Source organism: Archangium violaceum, assembly GCF_016859125.1.
In the GTDB taxonomy this organism is placed as follows: Bacteria; Myxococcota; Myxococcia; order Myxococcales; family Myxococcaceae; genus Archangium; species Archangium violaceum_A.
The window spans coordinates 8,495,127-8,512,378 of the sequence record NZ_CP069338.1 but is presented as its reverse complement, the minus strand read 5'-3'; the positions used below and the strand labels follow the sequence as shown (position 1 = coordinate 8,512,378).

Annotated in this window: 19 protein-coding genes and 1 pseudogene; 13 read left to right on the top strand and 7 right to left on the bottom strand. The window is 66.8% G+C overall.

Features of this window, described 5'->3' with window-relative positions; genetic code table 11:
* Window positions 1-59: 59 nt before the first annotated feature.
* Complete coding sequence (locus JQX13_RS36460; RefSeq protein WP_203404041.1) at window positions 60-1,745, bottom strand: AMP-binding protein; 1,686 nt, start codon at window positions 1,743-1,745, stop codon at window positions 60-62.
* A 207-nt stretch (window positions 1,746-1,952) separates the two neighbouring features.
* Between JQX13_RS36460 and JQX13_RS36455 the strand changes: the two genes are divergently transcribed.
* The 13 genes from JQX13_RS36455 to JQX13_RS36395 all read left to right on the top strand — a co-directional run bounded on the left by JQX13_RS36455 (window position 1,953) and on the right by JQX13_RS36395 (window position 12,775).
* Window positions 1,953-2,810 carry a transketolase gene (locus JQX13_RS36455; protein ID WP_203404040.1) on the top strand — a complete coding sequence of 286 codons (858 nt, stop codon included), beginning with the start codon at window positions 1,953-1,955 and terminating at the stop codon, window positions 2,808-2,810.
* On the top strand, window positions 2,807-3,847 hold the full coding sequence (locus JQX13_RS36450; RefSeq protein WP_203404039.1) for a transketolase family protein: 1,041 nt from the start codon (window positions 2,807-2,809) through the stop codon (window positions 3,845-3,847). Before JQX13_RS36455 ends, JQX13_RS36450 begins: the two co-directional genes overlap by 4 nt.
* The gene (lysW, locus tag JQX13_RS36445) at window positions 3,847-4,053 is read left to right on the top strand and encodes a lysine biosynthesis protein LysW (protein WP_203404038.1); all 207 of its coding nucleotides are present in this window, start codon (window positions 3,847-3,849) and stop codon (window positions 4,051-4,053) included. The genes JQX13_RS36450 and lysW overlap by 1 nt, the downstream gene beginning before the upstream one ends.
* A gap of 27 nt (window positions 4,054-4,080) precedes the next feature.
* Window positions 4,081-4,923: a RimK family alpha-L-glutamate ligase gene (locus tag JQX13_RS36440; protein ID WP_203404037.1), complete on the top strand. Its 843-nt coding sequence runs from the start codon at window positions 4,081-4,083 to the stop codon at window positions 4,921-4,923.
* The gene (argC, locus tag JQX13_RS36435; RefSeq protein WP_203404036.1) at window positions 4,920-5,960 is read left to right on the top strand and encodes an N-acetyl-gamma-glutamyl-phosphate reductase; all 1,041 of its coding nucleotides are present in this window, start codon (window positions 4,920-4,922) and stop codon (window positions 5,958-5,960) included. Before JQX13_RS36440 ends, argC begins: the two co-directional genes overlap by 4 nt.
* Before the next feature lie 39 nt (window positions 5,961-5,999).
* The gene (locus tag JQX13_RS36430) at window positions 6,000-6,860 is read left to right on the top strand and encodes a family 3 encapsulin nanocompartment shell protein (protein WP_203404035.1); all 861 of its coding nucleotides are present in this window, start codon (window positions 6,000-6,002) and stop codon (window positions 6,858-6,860) included.
* 23 nt (window positions 6,861-6,883) lie between these two features.
* Window positions 6,884-7,885 carry a sulfotransferase gene (locus JQX13_RS36425; RefSeq protein ID WP_239014071.1) on the top strand — a complete coding sequence of 334 codons (1,002 nt, stop codon included), beginning with the start codon at window positions 6,884-6,886 and terminating at the stop codon, window positions 7,883-7,885.
* Window positions 7,863-8,636, top strand: coding sequence for an SDR family oxidoreductase (locus JQX13_RS36420; RefSeq protein ID WP_203404033.1), 774 nt, complete (start codon window positions 7,863-7,865; stop codon window positions 8,634-8,636). Before JQX13_RS36425 ends, JQX13_RS36420 begins: the two co-directional genes overlap by 23 nt.
* A complete protein-coding gene (locus tag JQX13_RS36415; RefSeq protein ID WP_203404032.1) occupies window positions 8,633-9,484 on the top strand; it encodes a [LysW]-aminoadipate kinase in 852 nt (283 codons plus the stop codon). Before JQX13_RS36420 ends, JQX13_RS36415 begins: the two co-directional genes overlap by 4 nt.
* The gene (locus tag JQX13_RS36410) at window positions 9,471-10,538 is read left to right on the top strand and encodes a M20/M25/M40 family metallo-hydrolase (RefSeq protein ID WP_203404031.1); all 1,068 of its coding nucleotides are present in this window, start codon (window positions 9,471-9,473) and stop codon (window positions 10,536-10,538) included. Before JQX13_RS36415 ends, JQX13_RS36410 begins: the two co-directional genes overlap by 14 nt.
* Window positions 10,539-10,546: 8 nt before the next feature.
* Window positions 10,547-11,686 carry an acyl-CoA dehydrogenase family protein gene (locus JQX13_RS36405; protein WP_203404030.1) on the top strand — a complete coding sequence of 380 codons (1,140 nt, stop codon included), beginning with the start codon at window positions 10,547-10,549 and terminating at the stop codon, window positions 11,684-11,686.
* Between the two features lie 169 nt (window positions 11,687-11,855).
* Window positions 11,856-12,287 carry a hypothetical protein gene (locus JQX13_RS36400; protein ID WP_203404029.1) on the top strand — a complete coding sequence of 144 codons (432 nt, stop codon included), beginning with the start codon at window positions 11,856-11,858 and terminating at the stop codon, window positions 12,285-12,287.
* Between the two features lie 2 nt (window positions 12,288-12,289).
* Window positions 12,290-12,775, top strand: a complete 486-nt coding sequence (locus JQX13_RS36395; RefSeq protein WP_239014070.1) for a hypothetical protein — start codon at window positions 12,290-12,292, stop codon at window positions 12,773-12,775.
* A gap of 327 nt (window positions 12,776-13,102) precedes the next feature.
* Here JQX13_RS36395 and JQX13_RS36390 read toward each other — a convergent pair whose 3' ends face one another.
* From JQX13_RS36390 to sitA5, 6 genes and pseudogenes are all read right to left on the bottom strand, one after another.
* Entirely contained in the window at window positions 13,103-13,312 is a 210-nt protein-coding gene (locus tag JQX13_RS36390; protein ID WP_203404028.1) for a transposase domain-containing protein, read from the bottom strand.
* 280 nt (window positions 13,313-13,592) lie between these two features.
* Window positions 13,593-13,991 carry an IS66 family insertion sequence element accessory protein TnpB gene (gene tnpB, locus JQX13_RS36385; protein ID WP_203404027.1) on the bottom strand — a complete coding sequence of 133 codons (399 nt, stop codon included), beginning with the start codon at window positions 13,989-13,991 and terminating at the stop codon, window positions 13,593-13,595.
* On the bottom strand, window positions 13,988-14,401 hold the full coding sequence (locus tag JQX13_RS36380; protein ID WP_203404026.1) for a transposase: 414 nt from the start codon (window positions 14,399-14,401) through the stop codon (window positions 13,988-13,990). Before JQX13_RS36380 ends, tnpB begins: the two co-directional genes overlap by 4 nt.
* 210 nt (window positions 14,402-14,611) lie before the next feature.
* A complete protein-coding gene (locus JQX13_RS36375; protein WP_203404025.1) occupies window positions 14,612-14,836 on the bottom strand; it encodes a DUF2283 domain-containing protein in 225 nt (74 codons plus the stop codon).
* Window positions 14,837-14,856: 20 nt separating this feature from the next.
* Window positions 14,857-15,288, bottom strand: a complete 432-nt coding sequence (locus JQX13_RS36370; protein ID WP_203404024.1) for a hypothetical protein — start codon at window positions 15,286-15,288, stop codon at window positions 14,857-14,859.
* Window positions 15,289-15,618: 330 nt separating this feature from the next.
* A pseudogene (gene sitA5, locus JQX13_RS36365) lies at window positions 15,619-16,639 on the bottom strand (SitA5 family polymorphic toxin); the annotation flags it as partial.
* Window positions 16,640-17,252 lie beyond the last annotated feature (613 nt).

The following is a 17,252-nucleotide window of genomic DNA, read 5'->3' as shown; positions in this document are numbered from 1 at the left end:
ACTGCGCCCGCTGCCCGGAGGCAGCGGGAAGACCACGAAATCAGAAGCGAAAGACAGACTCAGGAGGTGCTGCCGGACGTCTCCTTCAAGCGCTCGCGCAGGAGGAACTTGCGGATCTTCCCGGAGGGCGTCTTCGGCATCTCGGAGATGATCTCCAGACGGTCCGGCCAGTACGAGACGGACATGCCGGCCTTGCGGAGGTGCTCCCGCAGTTCATTGAGGGAGGGAGCCTCCTCGCGAGGCACCACGACGGCGCACACCCGCTCGCCGCCGATGCGGTCATCCGCGTGGGCCACGATGGCGACCTCCTTCACCTTGGGATGCGCATACAGCGCCGATTCGACCTCGATGACGGGAATCTTCAGGCCGTGCCGGAAGATGATGTCCTTGAGCCGGCCGGCGATGCGGATGCCGCCGCGTCCGTCATCTCGAGCCAGGTCGCCCGTGTCGAACCAACCTTCCGAATCCACACACGCGTTGTAGATGTCCTCGCGCTTGAAGTACCCGAGGCACTGGCTCGCGCCGCGGACCAGGAGCCGTCCCGCGCCATCCGGGAAGGGGCTCCCATCCTCCGCGGTGGCCGGGGCGATCTTCACCTCCATCCAGGGCACGGGAGCGCCGTCGCTGTTCGCCGGCCAGTCGGGGGGATCCTCGTGCCGGGTGATGGTGACGGCACCGTTCTCCGTCATGCCCCAGAGCGTGTGCAGCCGGACGCCAAAGACATCACGCACCTCGGCGATGAGGTGGGGCGGCACGGGCGTGGATCCGGTGGCCAGACACTTGAGCGTCGTGATCTTCCGGGGCCGGCGCTTCTGCGCCGCGAGCATGTTCAGGAAATACGTGGGAATCCCATACATGAACGAGATTCCATGCTCCTCGATGAGCTTCAGGTGGAACTCGGGATCCGCCACGTCCAGATAGACAGCCGTCGCCCCGAGGAGCACGGGCATCTGGAAGAGATAGGTGAAGCCACTCGAGGCGGTGAGGAGGCTCGGCAGCGAGATGACGTCATCCGCGCCCAGTCCCAGGGTCTCGTTGAGGGCCCGGGTGATGGCGTAGTTCGTGTTGTACGAGTGGACCACGCCCTTGGGCTCGCCGGTGGTGCCCGAGGTGTAGAGCACGTTGAACACGTCGTCCGCACGTGCGGTCAGCTCGTCCAGCGCGCCAGCCGGGTAGCGATCCTCCCACCGGTTGGAGACCAGCCAGGCATCGAAATCCAGCTCTCCCTCCGCCAGGCCGCTCGTCCCCGCGCCGAGGAAGATCCGATGACGCAGCGCGGGGAGCGCCGGAGCCATCTCCCGGAGCATGTCGCGGTGCGAGAACCCGGTCCAGCTCGAGGGGCCGATGTAGACCGGGGCCTCGGTCCTGCCGAGGATGAACTCCACCTCGCGTCGCCGGTAGTCGGGAGGGATGGGCGCGAGGACGGCGCCAATGCGCGCGCAGGCCAGGGCGATCGCGGTGAACTGCCACCAGTTCGGGAGCTGTACGGCGACGATCTGCTCGCGCCCGATGCCCAGCTCGCGAAGGGCTCCGGCGAACCGGTCCATGTACATCCCCAGCTCCGCGTAGCTGATCCGCGTCACGTCGCGCGCGAAGTACCGGGCCGCGACGATCGCCGTCTTGTCCGGGTGGTTCTTGATCGCGCGAAGAAGGTCATCGACAACAGTCTCGTCTCGCCACCAACCCTTCTGGCGATAGGCCGAGCCATTCACCCGCGCGACAGCGTTGCCGAACTTCTCCGCCATCTCGTTCACCTCTCGTGTTGCGGCTTTTTATGTGATTCGAGGGCGCAACCCCTAACACTTTCTGAGCAGCTGGCCAATGTCGGATTTTTTTTTTACATCGGTGCCCAACTTCACACATTGACGAGCCATCTCCTGATTTCCTATAGCGTGATCCCACTAAGCATCGAAGTCACGAATTGCACCCCCCCACAAATCATGACTCGCTCGATGATTGCCGCAACGACAGACGCAGGCCTCGAGTGCCCCTCCGATGACGGGATTGGCGCGCTCGAAGCTCACGCGAAGCACATCCGGCGGCTCATCGTCCGGCTCGCCGCGACCCCGACGGGTTGCCATCTCGGAGGCTCCCTCTCCCTGGTCGAGATCCTCGTGGCGCTCCTCGGGCGCGTCATGAGGACCCGGCCGGGAAATCCCCGCTGGGAGGAGCGCGATCACCTCATCCTCTCGAAGGGGCACGCCGCGGCGGGGCTGTATGCCGCCCTGTCTGAGTTTGGCTTCTTCGATCCCGAGGAGCTGGTCCGGCGCTACAACGCGGAAGGGAGCATCTTCACTGGCCATGTGAATGCAAAGGCTCCCGGCGTGGATTTCTCGACCGGGAGCCTCGGGCATGGGCTGGGCCTGGGGACAGGTCTCTCGCTCGGTTACCGGCTGAGGGGCCTGGGGAATCGTGTCTATGTCATCTGTGGTGACGGCGAGATGGGCGAGGGCTCGAATTGGGAGGCCATTCAGATCGCCTCGCATCAACGTCTGTCCAACCTGACAATAATTATCGACCGGAATCGTGGTCAGAACGATGGACCGACGGAGTCCATCCTGTCGCAGGCTGCGCTCGCGGACCGGCTGATGATGTTTGGGTTCGAGGCGATCGAGGTGGACGGTCACGATCTCCGCGCGCTCTGTAATGCGCTGGAGGCCCCCGCCAAGGGGACGTCCCCGCGCGCCATCATCGCGAGGACCCAGAAGGGCGCGGGCGTTCCGATGTTCAAGGGAAAGGGTCCGCACTACGCGGTCTTCACCCCCGAGCAACTCCGGCGCGCGCTCGTGTCCATGGGAGAGGTCCCATGAGCGGGCCCCAGACGGAGGGCGCGGATCTCGCGAGCGACCCGGAGGCCTGGCTGCGGGAGAACCCCAAGCTCCCCAACCGGCAGATCTTCCGGCATGCGCTGGCGCGCTTCGCGGAACAGGATTCCCGCCTCGTGCTGCTCGAGGCGGACCTCGGCGGCGCGGGAGATCCCTTCGAGGCCCGCCACAAGAGCCGCTACTTCAACCTGGGCATCTGCGAAGCCACGATGCTCGACATGGCGTGCGGCATGGCGCACGTGGGGCACGTCGTCTTCGCGCATACCTTCGCGCCCTTCGGGGCGATGCGGGCCTGCGAACAGGTGCGGCTCGGAATGGCCTACCCCCAGGCGAACGTGAAGCTCGTCTGTGACTACGGTGGCGTATCGGGTGCGTTCTTCGGGCCCACCCACCACGCCATCGAGGATCTCGCCATCCTCCGGGCCATGCCGGGGATGACGGTGTTCTCCCCCGCGGACGGGCTGGAGACGATCCTCGCCACGCGCGCGATGATCGAGCACGACGGCCCGGTGTACATGCGGCTCGGCCGCAACCGGGTGAGCCGGCTGGAGGCCCAACGGGAGGGCTTCGCGCTCGGCCGGGCGCATTGCATCCGAGAGGGCTCGGACGTGGGGCTGATCGCCCACGGCGAGATCGGCGTCTCCGTCGCGCTGGAGGCCGCCTCGCGGCTCGAGGCCCAGGGCGTCTCGGCGCGCGTGGTGAACATGCACACGCTCAAGCCACTCGACGAGGCGGCCATCCTCGAGACGGCGGAGCGGACGCGGCTCCTCGTCACGGTGGAGGAGCACAACATCCTCGGCGGGCTCGGAGGTGCTGTGTGCGAGACCGTGTGCGCGCACGGGCTCGGCCGGCGGGTGCTCCGGATGGGCATCCAGGATCGCTACGATCCGCTCGCGGGCTCCCACGAATCGCTGCTCCTGGGCCACGGGCTCGACGGCGCGAGCGTGGCCGAGCGCGTCCTCGGCTCTTTGTCGCGCCCCCACGCGGTGGCGCCGGAACCTGTCACAACGAGGAGGAACTGATGCAGGTGCAAAAGCAGCTGGAGAAGCAGGTGGACGCGGCGGGAATCAACGGTTGCCCCACGTGTGCCTTCGAGATCGTCGGCGACAGCTACATGGAGGGCGAGGTCGTCACGTGCGAGGGCTGCTCCGCCGAGCTCGAGGTGGTCGGCCTGAAGCCCCTGCGCTTCGCCGAGGCGCCCGAGGTCGAGGAAGACTGGGGCGAATAGTCACCAGACGGAGCGGCTCGTACTCCCATGAAGAAGATCGATCTGATCTACACACGGTTGCGCACGGAAGAGCGGATGATCCTCGACGCGCTCCGGAAGAGGGAGTGCGACGTCGAGCTCCATCAGGACTCCGACCTCGTCCTCCCGCTGGACGCGGAGCGCTGGTCCGGAGGCAACGTCGTCCTGATGCGGAGCATGTCGCTCACCCGCTCTCGGTATCTGGCGGCGATCCTCGAGGTCAAGGGAGCACGCGTGGTGAACAGCTCCCGGGCCATCACCACGTGTGGGGACAAGATCCTCACGAACCTGGCGTTGGCGGCCCACGGTGTTGCGATGCCGTGGTCGTTCGCGGGCTTCGAGGAGGAGGCCTGCGTCGCGGAGATCGAGCGCCGGGGCTACCCCGTGGTGACGAAGCCGGCGGTGGGCTCATGGGGACGCATGGTCGCGCGCATCGAGGGACGCAGCGCGGCCGAGGGCCTCATGCAGATGCGCTTCGAGACGGGAAGCGCGCAGGACCACGTCGGGCTCGTGCAGCAGTACATCGACAAGCCGGGCTATGACCTGCGCGTCTACGTGATGGGCAGGACGGTGGGAGGCATCCGCCGGCGCTCGGAGCACTGGGTGACGAACACCGCGCGCGGTGCGGTGCCCGAGCGGTACGAAGTGCCGGAGTCGCACGCGAAGCTCGCGGAGCGCGCGGCGGCGGCCGTCGGGGCGGACATCGCGGCCGTGGACCTGCTGGAGACCCGGGAGGGGGAGATCCTCGTGAACGAGGTCAACCACTGTGTCGAGTTCGCGCGGAGCATCGAATCCACCCGCCTTCCGCTGCCGGAGCTGATCGCGGAGTACATCGCCGGGGTGCATCCATGACGCGCGTGGCCGTGCTGGGAGCCTCGGGCTACACGGGTGGGGAGGTGCTGCGGTTGCTGCTCGGGCACCCCGCCGTGGAGGTCGTCCAGGCCACCTCGGGTCAATTCGCGGGCAAGCGCCTGGACTACCCGCATCCGAGCCTCCGGGGCATGAGCGCGCTGCGCTTCGTCCCGCATGAAGCGCTGGAGCCGTGCGACGTCCTCGTGAGCTGTCTTCCCCAGGGTGGGCTCATCGAGCGCTGGGCCCGGGTGCGCGAGCTCGCTGGCCGGGTGATCGATCTCAGCGCGGACTTCCGGTTGGCTCCAACGGACCACGAGCGCTGGTACAAGAAGCACCCGCGGCCCGCGGACGTGCCGGAGTTCACCTATGCGCTTCCGGAATGGACGGCCAGCCAGCTCCCCGAGGCCCGCTACGTGGCGGTGCCCGGCTGCATGGCGCACGCCTCGCTCCTGGGAATCCTGCCGTTGGTGCGTGCGGGTCTGGTGAAGCCGGAGATCGTCGTCGATGCGAAGACGGGCTCCTCCGGGGGCGGCGCCACGCCGGATCGCTCGTCCCATCACCCCGAGCGCGCCTCCGCCCTCCGTTGCTACCGGCCCGTGGGGCACCGGCACACGGGAGAGCTCGAGAATGTCGTCGAGCGCCTCACGGGGACGCGTCCGAGCGTGCACTTCAGCGCCACGGCCGTGCCGAGCGTGCGCGGAATCCTGTCGACGGTGCATTGCTTCGCGGCGAGGCCGATCGTCGATGAGAACGAGCCCCTCCGGGCGATCGCGACCGCCTACCGGGAGAAGCCCTTCGTGCGGCTCATCCGGCCGAACACGAGCGCCTCCCCCTTCCCCGAGCCGGGTCCACTCCAGGGGACGAACTACTGCGACCTCGCCGTGGACGTGGATCCCGACAGGAACCGGATCGTCGTCAACGTGGCGATCGACAACCTGGTGAAGGGCGCGGCGGGAACGGCTGTCCATGCCTTGAACCTGATGCTCGGGCGCCCCGAGACCGAGGGACTCGGGTTCCGCGGCCTGCATCCCATCTGAAACATCCCGCAGTCTGGAATTTCCAAACAGGGAGTAGACATGAGCACGAATGGTACCGCGGGGACCGAGGTGTCCCCCGGGCGGGCTTTTGCCGCCGCCGTTGTCTCCCAGGGCACGAAGGCATCCGTGGAGTTCTCCACGACGATCACGGACTCCTTCCCGGGCTTCAAGCGCCGTCCGCGCATCGCGGTCCGCGGCCTCTTCAAGGTCGTGAAGACGGAGCAGCAGCAGGTCAAATACTGGTACGAGACCCGTCCCCAAGCCGAAATCACCGAGCACGTCATCGACGCACAGCTGCGGCAGGAGGCCACGTTCGAGTTCCACTCGGACAAGACGCAGCTGAAGCCGACCACGGCGTGGGTGCAGATCAACCCCGCCCTGCTGGATGATCCGGAGGCGCTCGCGACGTTCATCGACTACCGGCTCCTCGTGCGTCTGTGCACGGCGGAGAACCAGGCGCTCGCGCGTGGCCCCGGTGGCGAGCGCGTGCGCGGTCTGCTGGAGACCCCGGGCGTCACCCGCCTGGCGGCGAAGGAGACTCCGGTGGCCTCGCTCCTGGCGGCGTGTGATCGCGTGGAGCAGGTGGGCGGCTCGGCCGACGGCATCCTGATGAACCCGGCGGACTACTACCGCTACTTCGTCGGACAGGGCAGCCTGCTCAAGGACCTCGCGGACATGGGCGTGCGCATCGCCCGCGCGCGCATGGTCAACCCGGGCACCATCATCGTCGGTGACTACACCGCCGCCGCGACCATCTTCGACAGCGGCCGATCCATCATCCGTTTCGCCGAGCCGCCCAAGGGCATCTTCCCCCGCGAGGGTCTCGCCGTGTGCGGGGAGATCTACGAGGCGCTCGTGGTCCACCTGCCCACGCACTTCTACGTGGCTGCACTCACCTGACGTTGAATCCGAGCGGGGCGCGCGTGTCTCAATCCAACCTCAAGGTCCTCTACATCACCGGGTGGTGCCGCAACGGCAGCACGATCATCGGAAACGTGCTCAACGAGGTGAAGGGTTTCTTTCACACCGGCGAGCTCAGCTTCCTTTGGAAGAATGCCTACGGCAACGGCTCCAACACCTTCTGTGGCTGCGGTGAGGCACTGACCCGCTGCGGCGTCTGGTCGAAGGTGCTCGAGGAGGAGACGCCCCCCGGCCAGACTCCCGCGTCCCATGCTCGGGAGATCGTGAAGCGTCAGACGCGGGCCGTCCGGACCCGGCACACCTGGAGCATCCTCCGGGACGGGACTCGCGCGGAGGATGTGCGCGAGTACGCGGCCATGCTGAGCCGGACGTACCACGCCATCGCGAAGGTGACGGGCAGCCATACCCTGGTGGACAGCGGGAAGCTCCCGTCCGAGGCGGCGCTCCTGCCGCACGTGGAAGGGATTACGCCCTACTTCCTCTACCTCGTGAGGGATCCGCGCGCCGCCGCGCACTCCTGGACGAAGACGAAGCAGTACGTCGTCCCGATGTCCGCGTTCCGCAGCACCGCCTACTGGGTTGGGTTCAACCTGGCCTCCGAGGCCATCATCCGGCGCTACCCGGATCGCTCGTTCTTCCTCCGGTACGAGGACTTCATCGCCGATCCGGCCAACGTGGTGCAGGCCCTGCTCGAGCTCGTCGGAGCGGGAGATGCGACCAATCCGGTGAAGGGCCGGACCGTCGACCTGGGGAAGAACCACACCGTCACCGGCAATCCGGATCGCTTCCGCAACGGGCCCACGCTCCTGCGCCCGGAGGACGACGGGTGGAGGAAGGAGCTCCCCGCCCGCGCGAGGAGCATCACCCAGGCGCTGTCATGGCCGCTGATGGCCCGCTACGGCTACTTCCAGCCCCCGCGCACCCAGGCCCGTCAGGGCGTGGACTCCAAGACCGCGACGAACGACACCCGGGAGGACATCCGTGGAACTGGGACTGGCAGGTAGGGTCGCGCTCGTCGCGGGAGGCTCGAGCGGACTGGGACTGGCCGTCGCCGAGGAGCTGGCGAAGGAAGGTGCTCATGTCGCCATCGGCTCGCGCGACCCGGAGAAGCTCGCCCGGGCCGAGCGCCGGTTGAAGGAGCTCGCCCGCGGCCAGGTGCATGCGACCTCCGTGGACTTGAAGAACCCCGATGCCATCCACCGCTGGGTAGAGGACATCGCCAGCCGCATGGGGGGCCTCCACATCGCGGTGACGAACAGCGGCGGGCCGCCTCCGGGCCCGGCGACGAAGTTTGGCATTTCCGCCTACAGGGATGCCGTCGACTCGGTGCTCCTGCCGCCCATCAGCCTGGCCCTGGCCGCCCTCCCCTACATGAAGTCGGCCCGGTGGGGGCGCCTGCTCTTCATCACGTCCGAGACGGTCGTCCGGCCCGTAGCCCGGTTCGCGCTCTCGGGCTTCTCCCGGCTCGGCATCGTCGGGTTCTCGTCCGCGCTCGTCCAGGAGCTCGGGGACTGCGGTGTCACCGTCAACGTGCTCGCCCCCGGCTACACCCGCACGCCCCCGGTCGAGCGCACCGCCGGAGCCGAGGGAGACATGGACGCCGGGCTGCGCGCCATGGCGGCCCACATCCCGCTGCGCCGGGTGGGACGGCCGGAGGAGTTCGCCGCCGCCGCCGCCTTCCTCGCCAGTGAGCGGGCCTCGTTCATCACGGGGACGGTGCAGCTCGTCGATGGCGGAGCGAGTGTGATCGGATGAGCGCGTCCTGCATCGTGGTCAAGATCGGCGGCGCCGCGGGGGTCGATCTCGAGAACGTCTGCAATGACGTCGCGGAGCTCGTCCGTCAGGGCGAGCGCGTCGTCGTGGTGAATGGTGGCTCGGACGCGGGAGAGCGCCTGCTGAAGCTTCACTCCATCGAGCGCCCCGAGGTGAGCACCCCCTCGGGCAACGTGGTGCGGCTCACGAACGCGGTCACCCTGCGCATCCTGATGATGGCGTGGGTGGGCGAGGTGAACAAACGCATCGTCCTGTCGCTCGGGGAGCGGGGCCTCTCCGCGGTGGGGCTCTGCGGCGCGGACGGGCGGGCGCTCGTCGCGAAACGGAGGCCACCGCTGAAGATCAACGACGGAGGGCGCATCCGGATCGACCGGGAGCACCTCGCCGGAGAAATCCAATCGGTGAACACGCTGCTGCTGGGGTCGCTGCTGGACCAGGGCCACGTGCCCGTCCTCTGCCCTCCCGCGATCACGGAGGACGGCGTCCTGGTGAACGCCGACGCGGACCAGGTCGCCGCGTCCATCGCCACCGCGCTCGGCGCCCGCTCGTTCGTGATGCTGTCGAACGTGCCTGGGTTGCTCGAGAATCCGAATGATCCGTTGACGCTCGTGCGGCACAGCGACGACGTGGAGGGCTGCATGCAGCTCGCCGCCGGACGCATGCGGTACAAGCTGGATGCCGCGCGCAAGGCGCTCCAGGGCGGAGTCCCCGCCGTCTACGTGAGCTCCTCCCGAGTGCATCGGCCGGTGTTCGTCGCCCTCACCGAGGAGTCCGGCACGAAGTTCACCCTCCCTCCGAAGCAGAAGGACGCGACGCATGCGGGCACGTGAGAAGACGATCGATTTCCTCAAGTGGATGGTGGAGCAGTACAGCCCCAGCCACCACGAGCATGCGTTCTCCCGCTCGCTGGCCGAGCACCTGGAGCGCCGCGGTTGGCGCGCGCACACCGACGAGGTGGGCAACACGATCGCGAGCATGGGCGAGGGCAACACGTGCATCGCGCTGCTCGGCCACATCGACACCGTGCCTGGCGAGGTGCCGGTGCGCATCGAGGACGGCCGTCTCTTCGGACGCGGAACCGTGGACGCCAAGGGGGCGATCGGAGCCTTCATCGAGGCCGTCGAGCTGCTCGAGGAGAGCGAGCGTGCCGGGAAGAAGTTCCTGCTGCTCGGGTGCGTCGAGGAGGAGGTCGCCATCACCCGCGGCGCGTTCCATGTGCGCGAGCGCTACCGTCCGGACTTCGTCATCAACGGAGAGCCAAGCGGCGCCCATGCCGTCACCATCGGTTATAAGGGGCTCGTCCGGGCCGAGCTCGAGTACCGCGCGATCCGGCGTCACACGGCTAGCCGCGACTACCGAGCCGCCGCCGAGCACGTCGTCGAGGCCTGGAACGCGCTCCGCGGCCACTGCGACGCGTGGAATCGCGAGCGTCCACTCTTCGAGCAGGACATCCCCTCGCTGACGTCTTTCCAGACGGGCTCGACGGATACCGAGGAGTGGGCCCGGGCCAGCGTGAACATCCGCACTGGACCGCACAGTGATGGAGACCAACTGCTGGCGCTCCTGGGCGGTGTTCCCGGTGTGAGCGTAAAGGCGGTCTCGAACAAGAAGGCGGTCAGCACGGATGGGAACGACGAGCTCTCTCGCACGTTCAAGAAGGCCATCCGCGAGCGGGGCGCCCGGCCGACGCTGCGGCTGAAGACGGGGACCTCCGATTGGAACACCGTGGCGGCGGCGTGGCAGGTGCCCACCCTCGCCTACGGCCCTGGCGATTCCTCCCTGGACCACACGCCCCACGAGCACATCGACCTCAACGAATACGAGGAGGGCGTCTCGGTGCTCGCGCGAGTGCTCGCCCTGCTGCCCGCGAAGTCGGGAGGATGAAGAGCACCATGAGCCATCCGTTCACCGAGGAGCACGAGACCTTCCGCCGGACGGTCCGCCGGTTCGTGGAGAAGGAGCTGGCCCCCCATGCCCTGGAGTGGGATCGCGCGGGCATCTTCCCGAGGGAGGTGTTCCGCAAGTGTGGCGAGCTGGGCCTCTTCGGTATCCACCATGATCCACGGTACGGAGGCAGCGGACTCGACTACTGGTTCGTGACCGTCCTGGCCGAGGAGCTGGCCCGCACGGACAACGCGGGCGTCAGCATGGCGCTGATGGTGCAGGGTCAGATGGCGACGCCGATCCTCGGCGAGGTGGGCACCGAGGAGCAGAAGCGCGAGTTCCTCGTCCCTGCGCTCGCCGGCGAGAAGATCGCCGCACTGGGGATGAGCGAGCCTGGAGCGGGTTCGGACCTGGCGAACCTGCGGACCACCGCGAAACGGGTGGGCGGGGACTACGTCATCAACGGCTCGAAGATGTGGATCACCAACGGGACCCGGGCGGACTTCATCATCCTGGCGGTGCGCACGGGTGGCCCGGGTGCCGCGGGCATCTCTCTGGTGACCCTGCCCACCGACGTGAAGGGCTTCCAGGTATCGAAGAAGCTGGAGAAGGTGGGCAACCTCTCCTCGGATACGGCCATCCTCTACTTCGAGGACTGCCGGATTCCGGCGCGCTACGCGCTGGGCCGGGAGAACGACGGCTTCTTCCACATCATGAACGGCTTCCAGTCCGAGCGGCTGGTGACGGCGATCAACGCCGTCGCGGTGATGCAGCGAATGCTGGAAGAGGCCATCCGGTACGGACGAGAGCGCGAGTCCTTCGGCAAGCGGCTCATCGAGTACCAGGTGTGGCGCCACAAGTTCGCCGAGCACCTGACCGCGGTGGCGGCCGGCCGGCAACTCACCTACCACACGGTGGAGCTCTTCCAAGGGAAGCAGAGGCCATTGAAGGAGATCTCCATGGTCAAGCTGTACACGGGAGACCTCGCCCAGCGGGTGGCCTACGACTGCCAGCAGTTCTACGGAGGCATGGGCTACATCGAGGAGACGAACATCGCCCGGGCCTGGAGGGACGTGCGCCTGCTGACCATCGGCGGAGGGACCTCCGAGATGATGAAGGAGATCATCGCCCAGACCTCCGGGATGTAGCGGCCGGAGGAAAGGCGGGAACTGGCTTCCAGCCCTCTTCCCCTTTCGCCGTGAGACGTTCTGCTCGAACGTGTTGACAACCCCACGCCGCGAGGGCTCAACCCCCTACCTGGATTGAAGATTACGGCGAGTTGCCTGAAGCTCGCATGGCAACCACCAGGGGGGATGCATGCGCCTCTTGAGGCTTTACGCCAGTTCGTCTGGCCCGCCCCTGGCGATCGTCATCGCCGTGGTGTTGGCCTCGGGGTGTGCGGGTGCGGACGCAATTCTCGTGGACAGCGAGTGCAACCAGACGGACAGCACCGTCACCTGCTGCCTGAAGATGAACCCCGGCCAGTACGAAAGGTGTGGTGTAACACCTCCGCCGCAGTCGGCTGAGCGAATCAATGCAGCGGTTCCCAAGCTCCCGACCCGCGCCGAAAAGGAGAGGTGGCGCAAGGACATCTGCACGCCGGCCTATGAGAGGTGCATCGATGCTGGCGGTGGAAGCATCGAGGGCCGCGTCTGGGACGAAACGCAGTGCAAGGCGTGCTTCGAGGCCTGCATGCGCTACGGTTCATGGCCCAAGGAGGCCAACGACAAGCCCTGTCCAGGAGCGTGACCATGCGACGCACACGAAAAGAGCGAGGGCTCGCGCGTGGACGGGAAAAGGACCAGCTCCTCGTGACGCTGCTCAAGGCCGACGCCCCCTACGAGGAGATCAAGCGCGCATTGCTGGAACTGGAGAAACGGTGGTTGCGCGAGGCGAAGACCGAGGTTGAACGCCAGCAGACCCGGCGCAGCATCGCGGAGGATCTCGTTTCTCAGGCGTACTCGTTCGACATGCCATGGGAGGAGTTCGGCCAGTGGCTTCGCCGTGTCCAGCGGCTCGGCTTCTCCAACCTCGCGCTGCGCGTCCACATCGCCTGCCTCTACGTGCAATCGCTCCACCTCTTCCCCCGCAGAGCCCGGGAAGCATGGGAGATGCTCGAGGACGCGGAGCGGAGGGTCCTGCGCATCCGCAAGGAGCACTTCCTCCGGAAGGAGAGCCTGAACGCCATTGCCCACGCGAGGACGGTGGCCACTGTGGGCAGGCCCACTTCCCGATGAAAGGAAGCTGTGCGCCTACGGGAAGGTCACGCCGTCGAGGCTCACGCTTCCGGCTCCGGCCTCTTCCGCCCACAGCTTGAGTGTGTAGGTGCCTCGGACCTCGCGCTCCGCCGCGTTCAGCTCGACCACGATGCGCCCGACCTCCCCGGCAGGAGGGGCTCCAGGGGCCACACCGTTGAGTGCCTGCTTGAGGTCCGTAAATGCTCGCCGGTCCCCGTGACCGAGGAGCTTGACGACGAGCGCAGGGCATGACGGGACGCTCACCGCGGTGCGATGGCCACTGCGGCGCCCGGTCCACTCAGGACATGCAGCAGAGAGTGCGGTGCGTCAGCCCACCTCGGACTGCTCGAGCTGGTTGGGCAGGGGAATCGGGTCTCCACGCAGAGCCGCCAGCGCGGCCTCTCGCAGGTGGCGCTTGGGGTCCACCCCGCACAGCTTCGCTGTCTCCATGAGGCTGTAGTAGAGGGCCGCCACCTCGGTGCCGCGCAGGCTCCGGCTGCCGTAGTGGTTCTTGCGGCCCAGGGCCAGCCCGCGCATGGCGCGCTGGAGCGGCCGAACAACTCCTCGGTGCGCTGGGCCAACTGCCGCTCCAACTCTTGCAAGCGCAGCTGCAGCTCCTTGGCGTCCTGGCCCTGCGCGCTCATCAGCTTGCGCGTGAGCTCCACCACTCGCGCCACCAGGCGCTTGTTCTCCGCCTCCAGCAGGAGGGCCGCCTGTCGCAGCCTCTCCACGTCCTTCTCTGTTTCCAGGTGGAAGCTCATGCACCCGGTAGTGACATGGCTTTACCCTCCCGCGCAAGTAGTCCGTGCCGCATGACTCACGAAGTCACCCCCTGCGCTGTCTGGGGTTGGAAGAGAGGCACCAGCTTGTACGGCTCAGGCGACAGCGGCGCTCGCCCCACCAGCTCGCTGCCCTCCAGGAAGAGGGCCAGCTCCGACACCGTCAGCGCCAGCGGCTGCTCGCCGCTCTCGCGCTGCCACAGCGGGGCGAAGCGTCCCTTCTCCAACCTCTTGGCGTACAGGCACAGGCCGGAGCCATCCCAGAAGAGCGCCTTGGCCCTCTTCCTGTCCCGTCCGACGAAGAGGAAGACGTCTCCCGAGAGGAAGTCCCGCCCCAGCGCCTGCGTCACCAGCCCGCACAACGCGTCGAAGCTCTTGCGCATGTCGCACGGCTGCCCGTAGGCGTACACCGCGAGCCGACGCGTCGAGCCAATCACAAAAGCCCCCGCAACAGCCGCACCGCGTCCTCCAGCGACAGCCCTTCCACCCGCACTCCCCCGGGCCCGTGCACCACCAGCCCCCCTCCTCGCACTGGGGCTCGCTCGGCCTTCACCTCCACCGGTACCAGCGCCGCCCTCGCGGGCTGCTGCTGGCCGGCTCGCCGCGCCGCGCTTCCCCACCGGCTGAGCGTCCAGCTGCTCATGCCCAACTCCTTCGCCGCTTCCTCCACGCTCGCCCCCTGCTTCTGCCGGGCTCGCACGTACTCCAACGCCTCCTGTCTCTGCTCCGTCGTGTAGCGCGCTCTCGGGCCCACTCCTCCCCTCTCGAGCACCACCTTCCGGAACTTCTCTGCCTGCTCCTTCATGTCCATCTCTTCCGCCTCCTTGGTGGTGGCGGACATGCTCATGCCTCTGCCTTCACGTCACGACGGGCTCCGGCGAGCATTTACCGCCAAGATGCACGAATGGGTCGATCGACACCGCTCCTGACTATGTCGAAAAATTTGCAAGACACTCCACTAGCCTCCGGCCCTCTTCCCCTTTCGCCGTGAGACGTTCTGCTCGAACGTGTTGACAACCCCACGCCGCGAGGGCTCAACACCCTACTCGGCAGGGCATCACGCCAGGAGCTCGATTCCGACCAGGACTCCATCCTGGTCGAAGTCGAGCACCACATCGGGGCCCGTGTAGGATCCCATGAGTTCGGCCAGCCTGATCGACTTCGACATCTTGCAGGTCTCACCGGAGTGACTCGGGAGGCGCAAATAGGCCACGGCCTGATCGTCCTCGGAGACTCGTAGCTCGAAGCGCCCGAGCTTCTTCTTGGAATCCGTCTGCTCCATTACGGCCTCCAGGCCAAGAACTACGGCGTTTCCCCCAGCTCACGGAGCTTGCCGCGTGCAATCTCGTTCAGCGGCTCTTTCTGGAGGATGCGGCGATAGAGCCGCACCTTCTCGGCCGGCTCACGTGCCAGCGCCGCCTCCAAGGTGAGAACCTGCACGTGCTCCGGGTCCAACGCCTGGGCCATGCAAAGTTGCCGACTCGCCTCGCCGTCTTCTCCCATGAGGAAATAGATGAATCCGAATTCAACCCGTGCGAGCAGATCCTTGGGCAACAGCTCCAGGAGTCGTTCATAGGTGAGCACCGATACCTCGGGCTCAGCGTAGAACTTTCCTGCAAGCGCCCGGAGTACAGCGGGGTCGGAAACGTGATGGAGCGCACTGCGGAAGGCCCGCTCTGCCTCTGCTCCTCCTGTCTCCAGCACTCGCTTCGCCAGAAATTCGAGATGGTCCATGGGCTCTTTCCCATCACGGGCCCAGGCGCGAATGCGCTCATGGGGGAATGAAAGCGGTGTTGATGGTGATTCGACCGTCCGTGTACTTGAACCAGCGAATGGTCAGGTTCGCAATCCCCCCGAACCTATCATTGATCTTGAGGGTGCTCTCGAAGATGGACCCTTGGGGGGTTGTGGCCAATGCGCTGACCTTCCCATCGAGCTGGCGGACAGCGTCGATGAGAAACCGTCGTTGCTCTGGCCACGTTGGAGCCAGGCGGTCAAGGTTGTGCTTGGGAACGTCTACGTGCGCATCTTTGACCGAAATGTCATCACCGCGCGCCGGGAGCGGAGCGCTCGTGGCACCCGACCCCTGAGCCGACATCGCCACGACGCCCGGAGCAAGTGCGATGGTGATGGTCTCGGCACTCACGGCAACCGTCTCCACCTCCCCCACTGCCGCGAGGCGGATACCCACCTGCGTCTCCGCCTGTGCCGCCGCCTGCATCGCACCGGGCAGCGTCGGCACCTTCGCCACCAACCCCGGCGCCGTGTTGCCGAGCACCACCATGGCCACCATGGCCAGCATGGCGAACGCACGCGCCGCGTTGCGGCCCATCACCTTGCCGTACCGCTCCCCGGCCTCACGCAGTTCGTTGAACGTGATGGCCCGATCCGCCTCGTCCATCAGTCGCTTGAAGCCCACGACGAGACCCCAGAAGGTGTCGACGCCCACGTACGAGATGAGTGTGGCGGTCATCACCGCCGCCAGGCCTTTCGAGACCGTCACGTCGGGAAGCGAGATGAGGACCATGTACGTGGTCCAGGTCCAGAGAACCGCCGCCACCATGGCGTGTGGATCGGCCATGTCCTTGAACGCCTCCAGCATCTCATCGAGCACGGCGCCCTTGGCGAGGGCCAGGGCCAGAGCGAAACGGCCATCCCCGTTGATGATGGGGCTCTCCGTCAACAGGCGGAGACAGTCTCCGGGTCTGCCGGTGCGCTCGCACCAGCGCAGGTAGGCGCGAGTCAACTCCACCTCCGCCGCCGGTGGTGCCCTGTCCTGATGTTCGTCCGGCCCTAGCGGAGTGACGCGACGGCTGAGTGTCTCGTACGTGTACGAACCACTCCGCGCCTCGACATCGAACAACTTCCGGGCGGCGTCCTGGGGTCGAGTGGAGGGCTGAACCTCCCAGGCACGCTTCGCCACGGCCTCCTTGAACTCGTCGCCGTTCAAGTTCACCGGCCTGGCACCAGTACGTGGGGTGAAAACGAGAGTGTCGGCCTGACCCGTGTCCAGGAGCACGGCCCGAGAAGCGGTACCACACCCGGCGAGGAGCACCAGCAGCGCCGCCGTCCAGCCCAGCTTCATGGGAATTACCCCCGATGATGGCCACACCCTGATGAGTAGCCATTCAAATCTGGTACCCTATTGGTCTGACAGTTTCCGATCCTCCCCGTTCTCGGCGGCGTCATCCGAGGGGAGCATCAAAAACGCCGGTGCTTCGGCATAAGGACCTTGTGAGCACCGCCGCCTCCTCGCGGAGCCAAGAGCAGAATGCATTGATGGCCGCGCTCCGGTACCGCCTGGCTGGGATGTCCCCACTTCCACGTCGTACCAGCCGTTGAGTGCCTGCTTGAAGTCCTGAAGGCAGAGCTGCCGCAGGCCCTTCCCGCAGAGCACCTCGGCCACTGCGCAAGGTAGTGGAGGACGTTCCTCCGGCTCCGCTCGAAAAGCTCGGCTTATGGGTACCCGGCGGAATGTCCTGGGAAGTGAAGCGGCGCGGTCCGCTGTTCCCATCCCAGGAGTGTGGAAGGCCGGTCTCGAAGCCCGGCTCCAGGGCCCGGCTGGCCGTCCCCAAGGCAGTCAGATTCACATCGGCTCACCTATCCTCTTGCAGTGGGGCGAAGGTCCCGCTATGAGAGGGCCCACTTTTTGGCCAGGTAGCTCACCTGGTTAGAGCGGCGGTCTCATAATCCCGGCA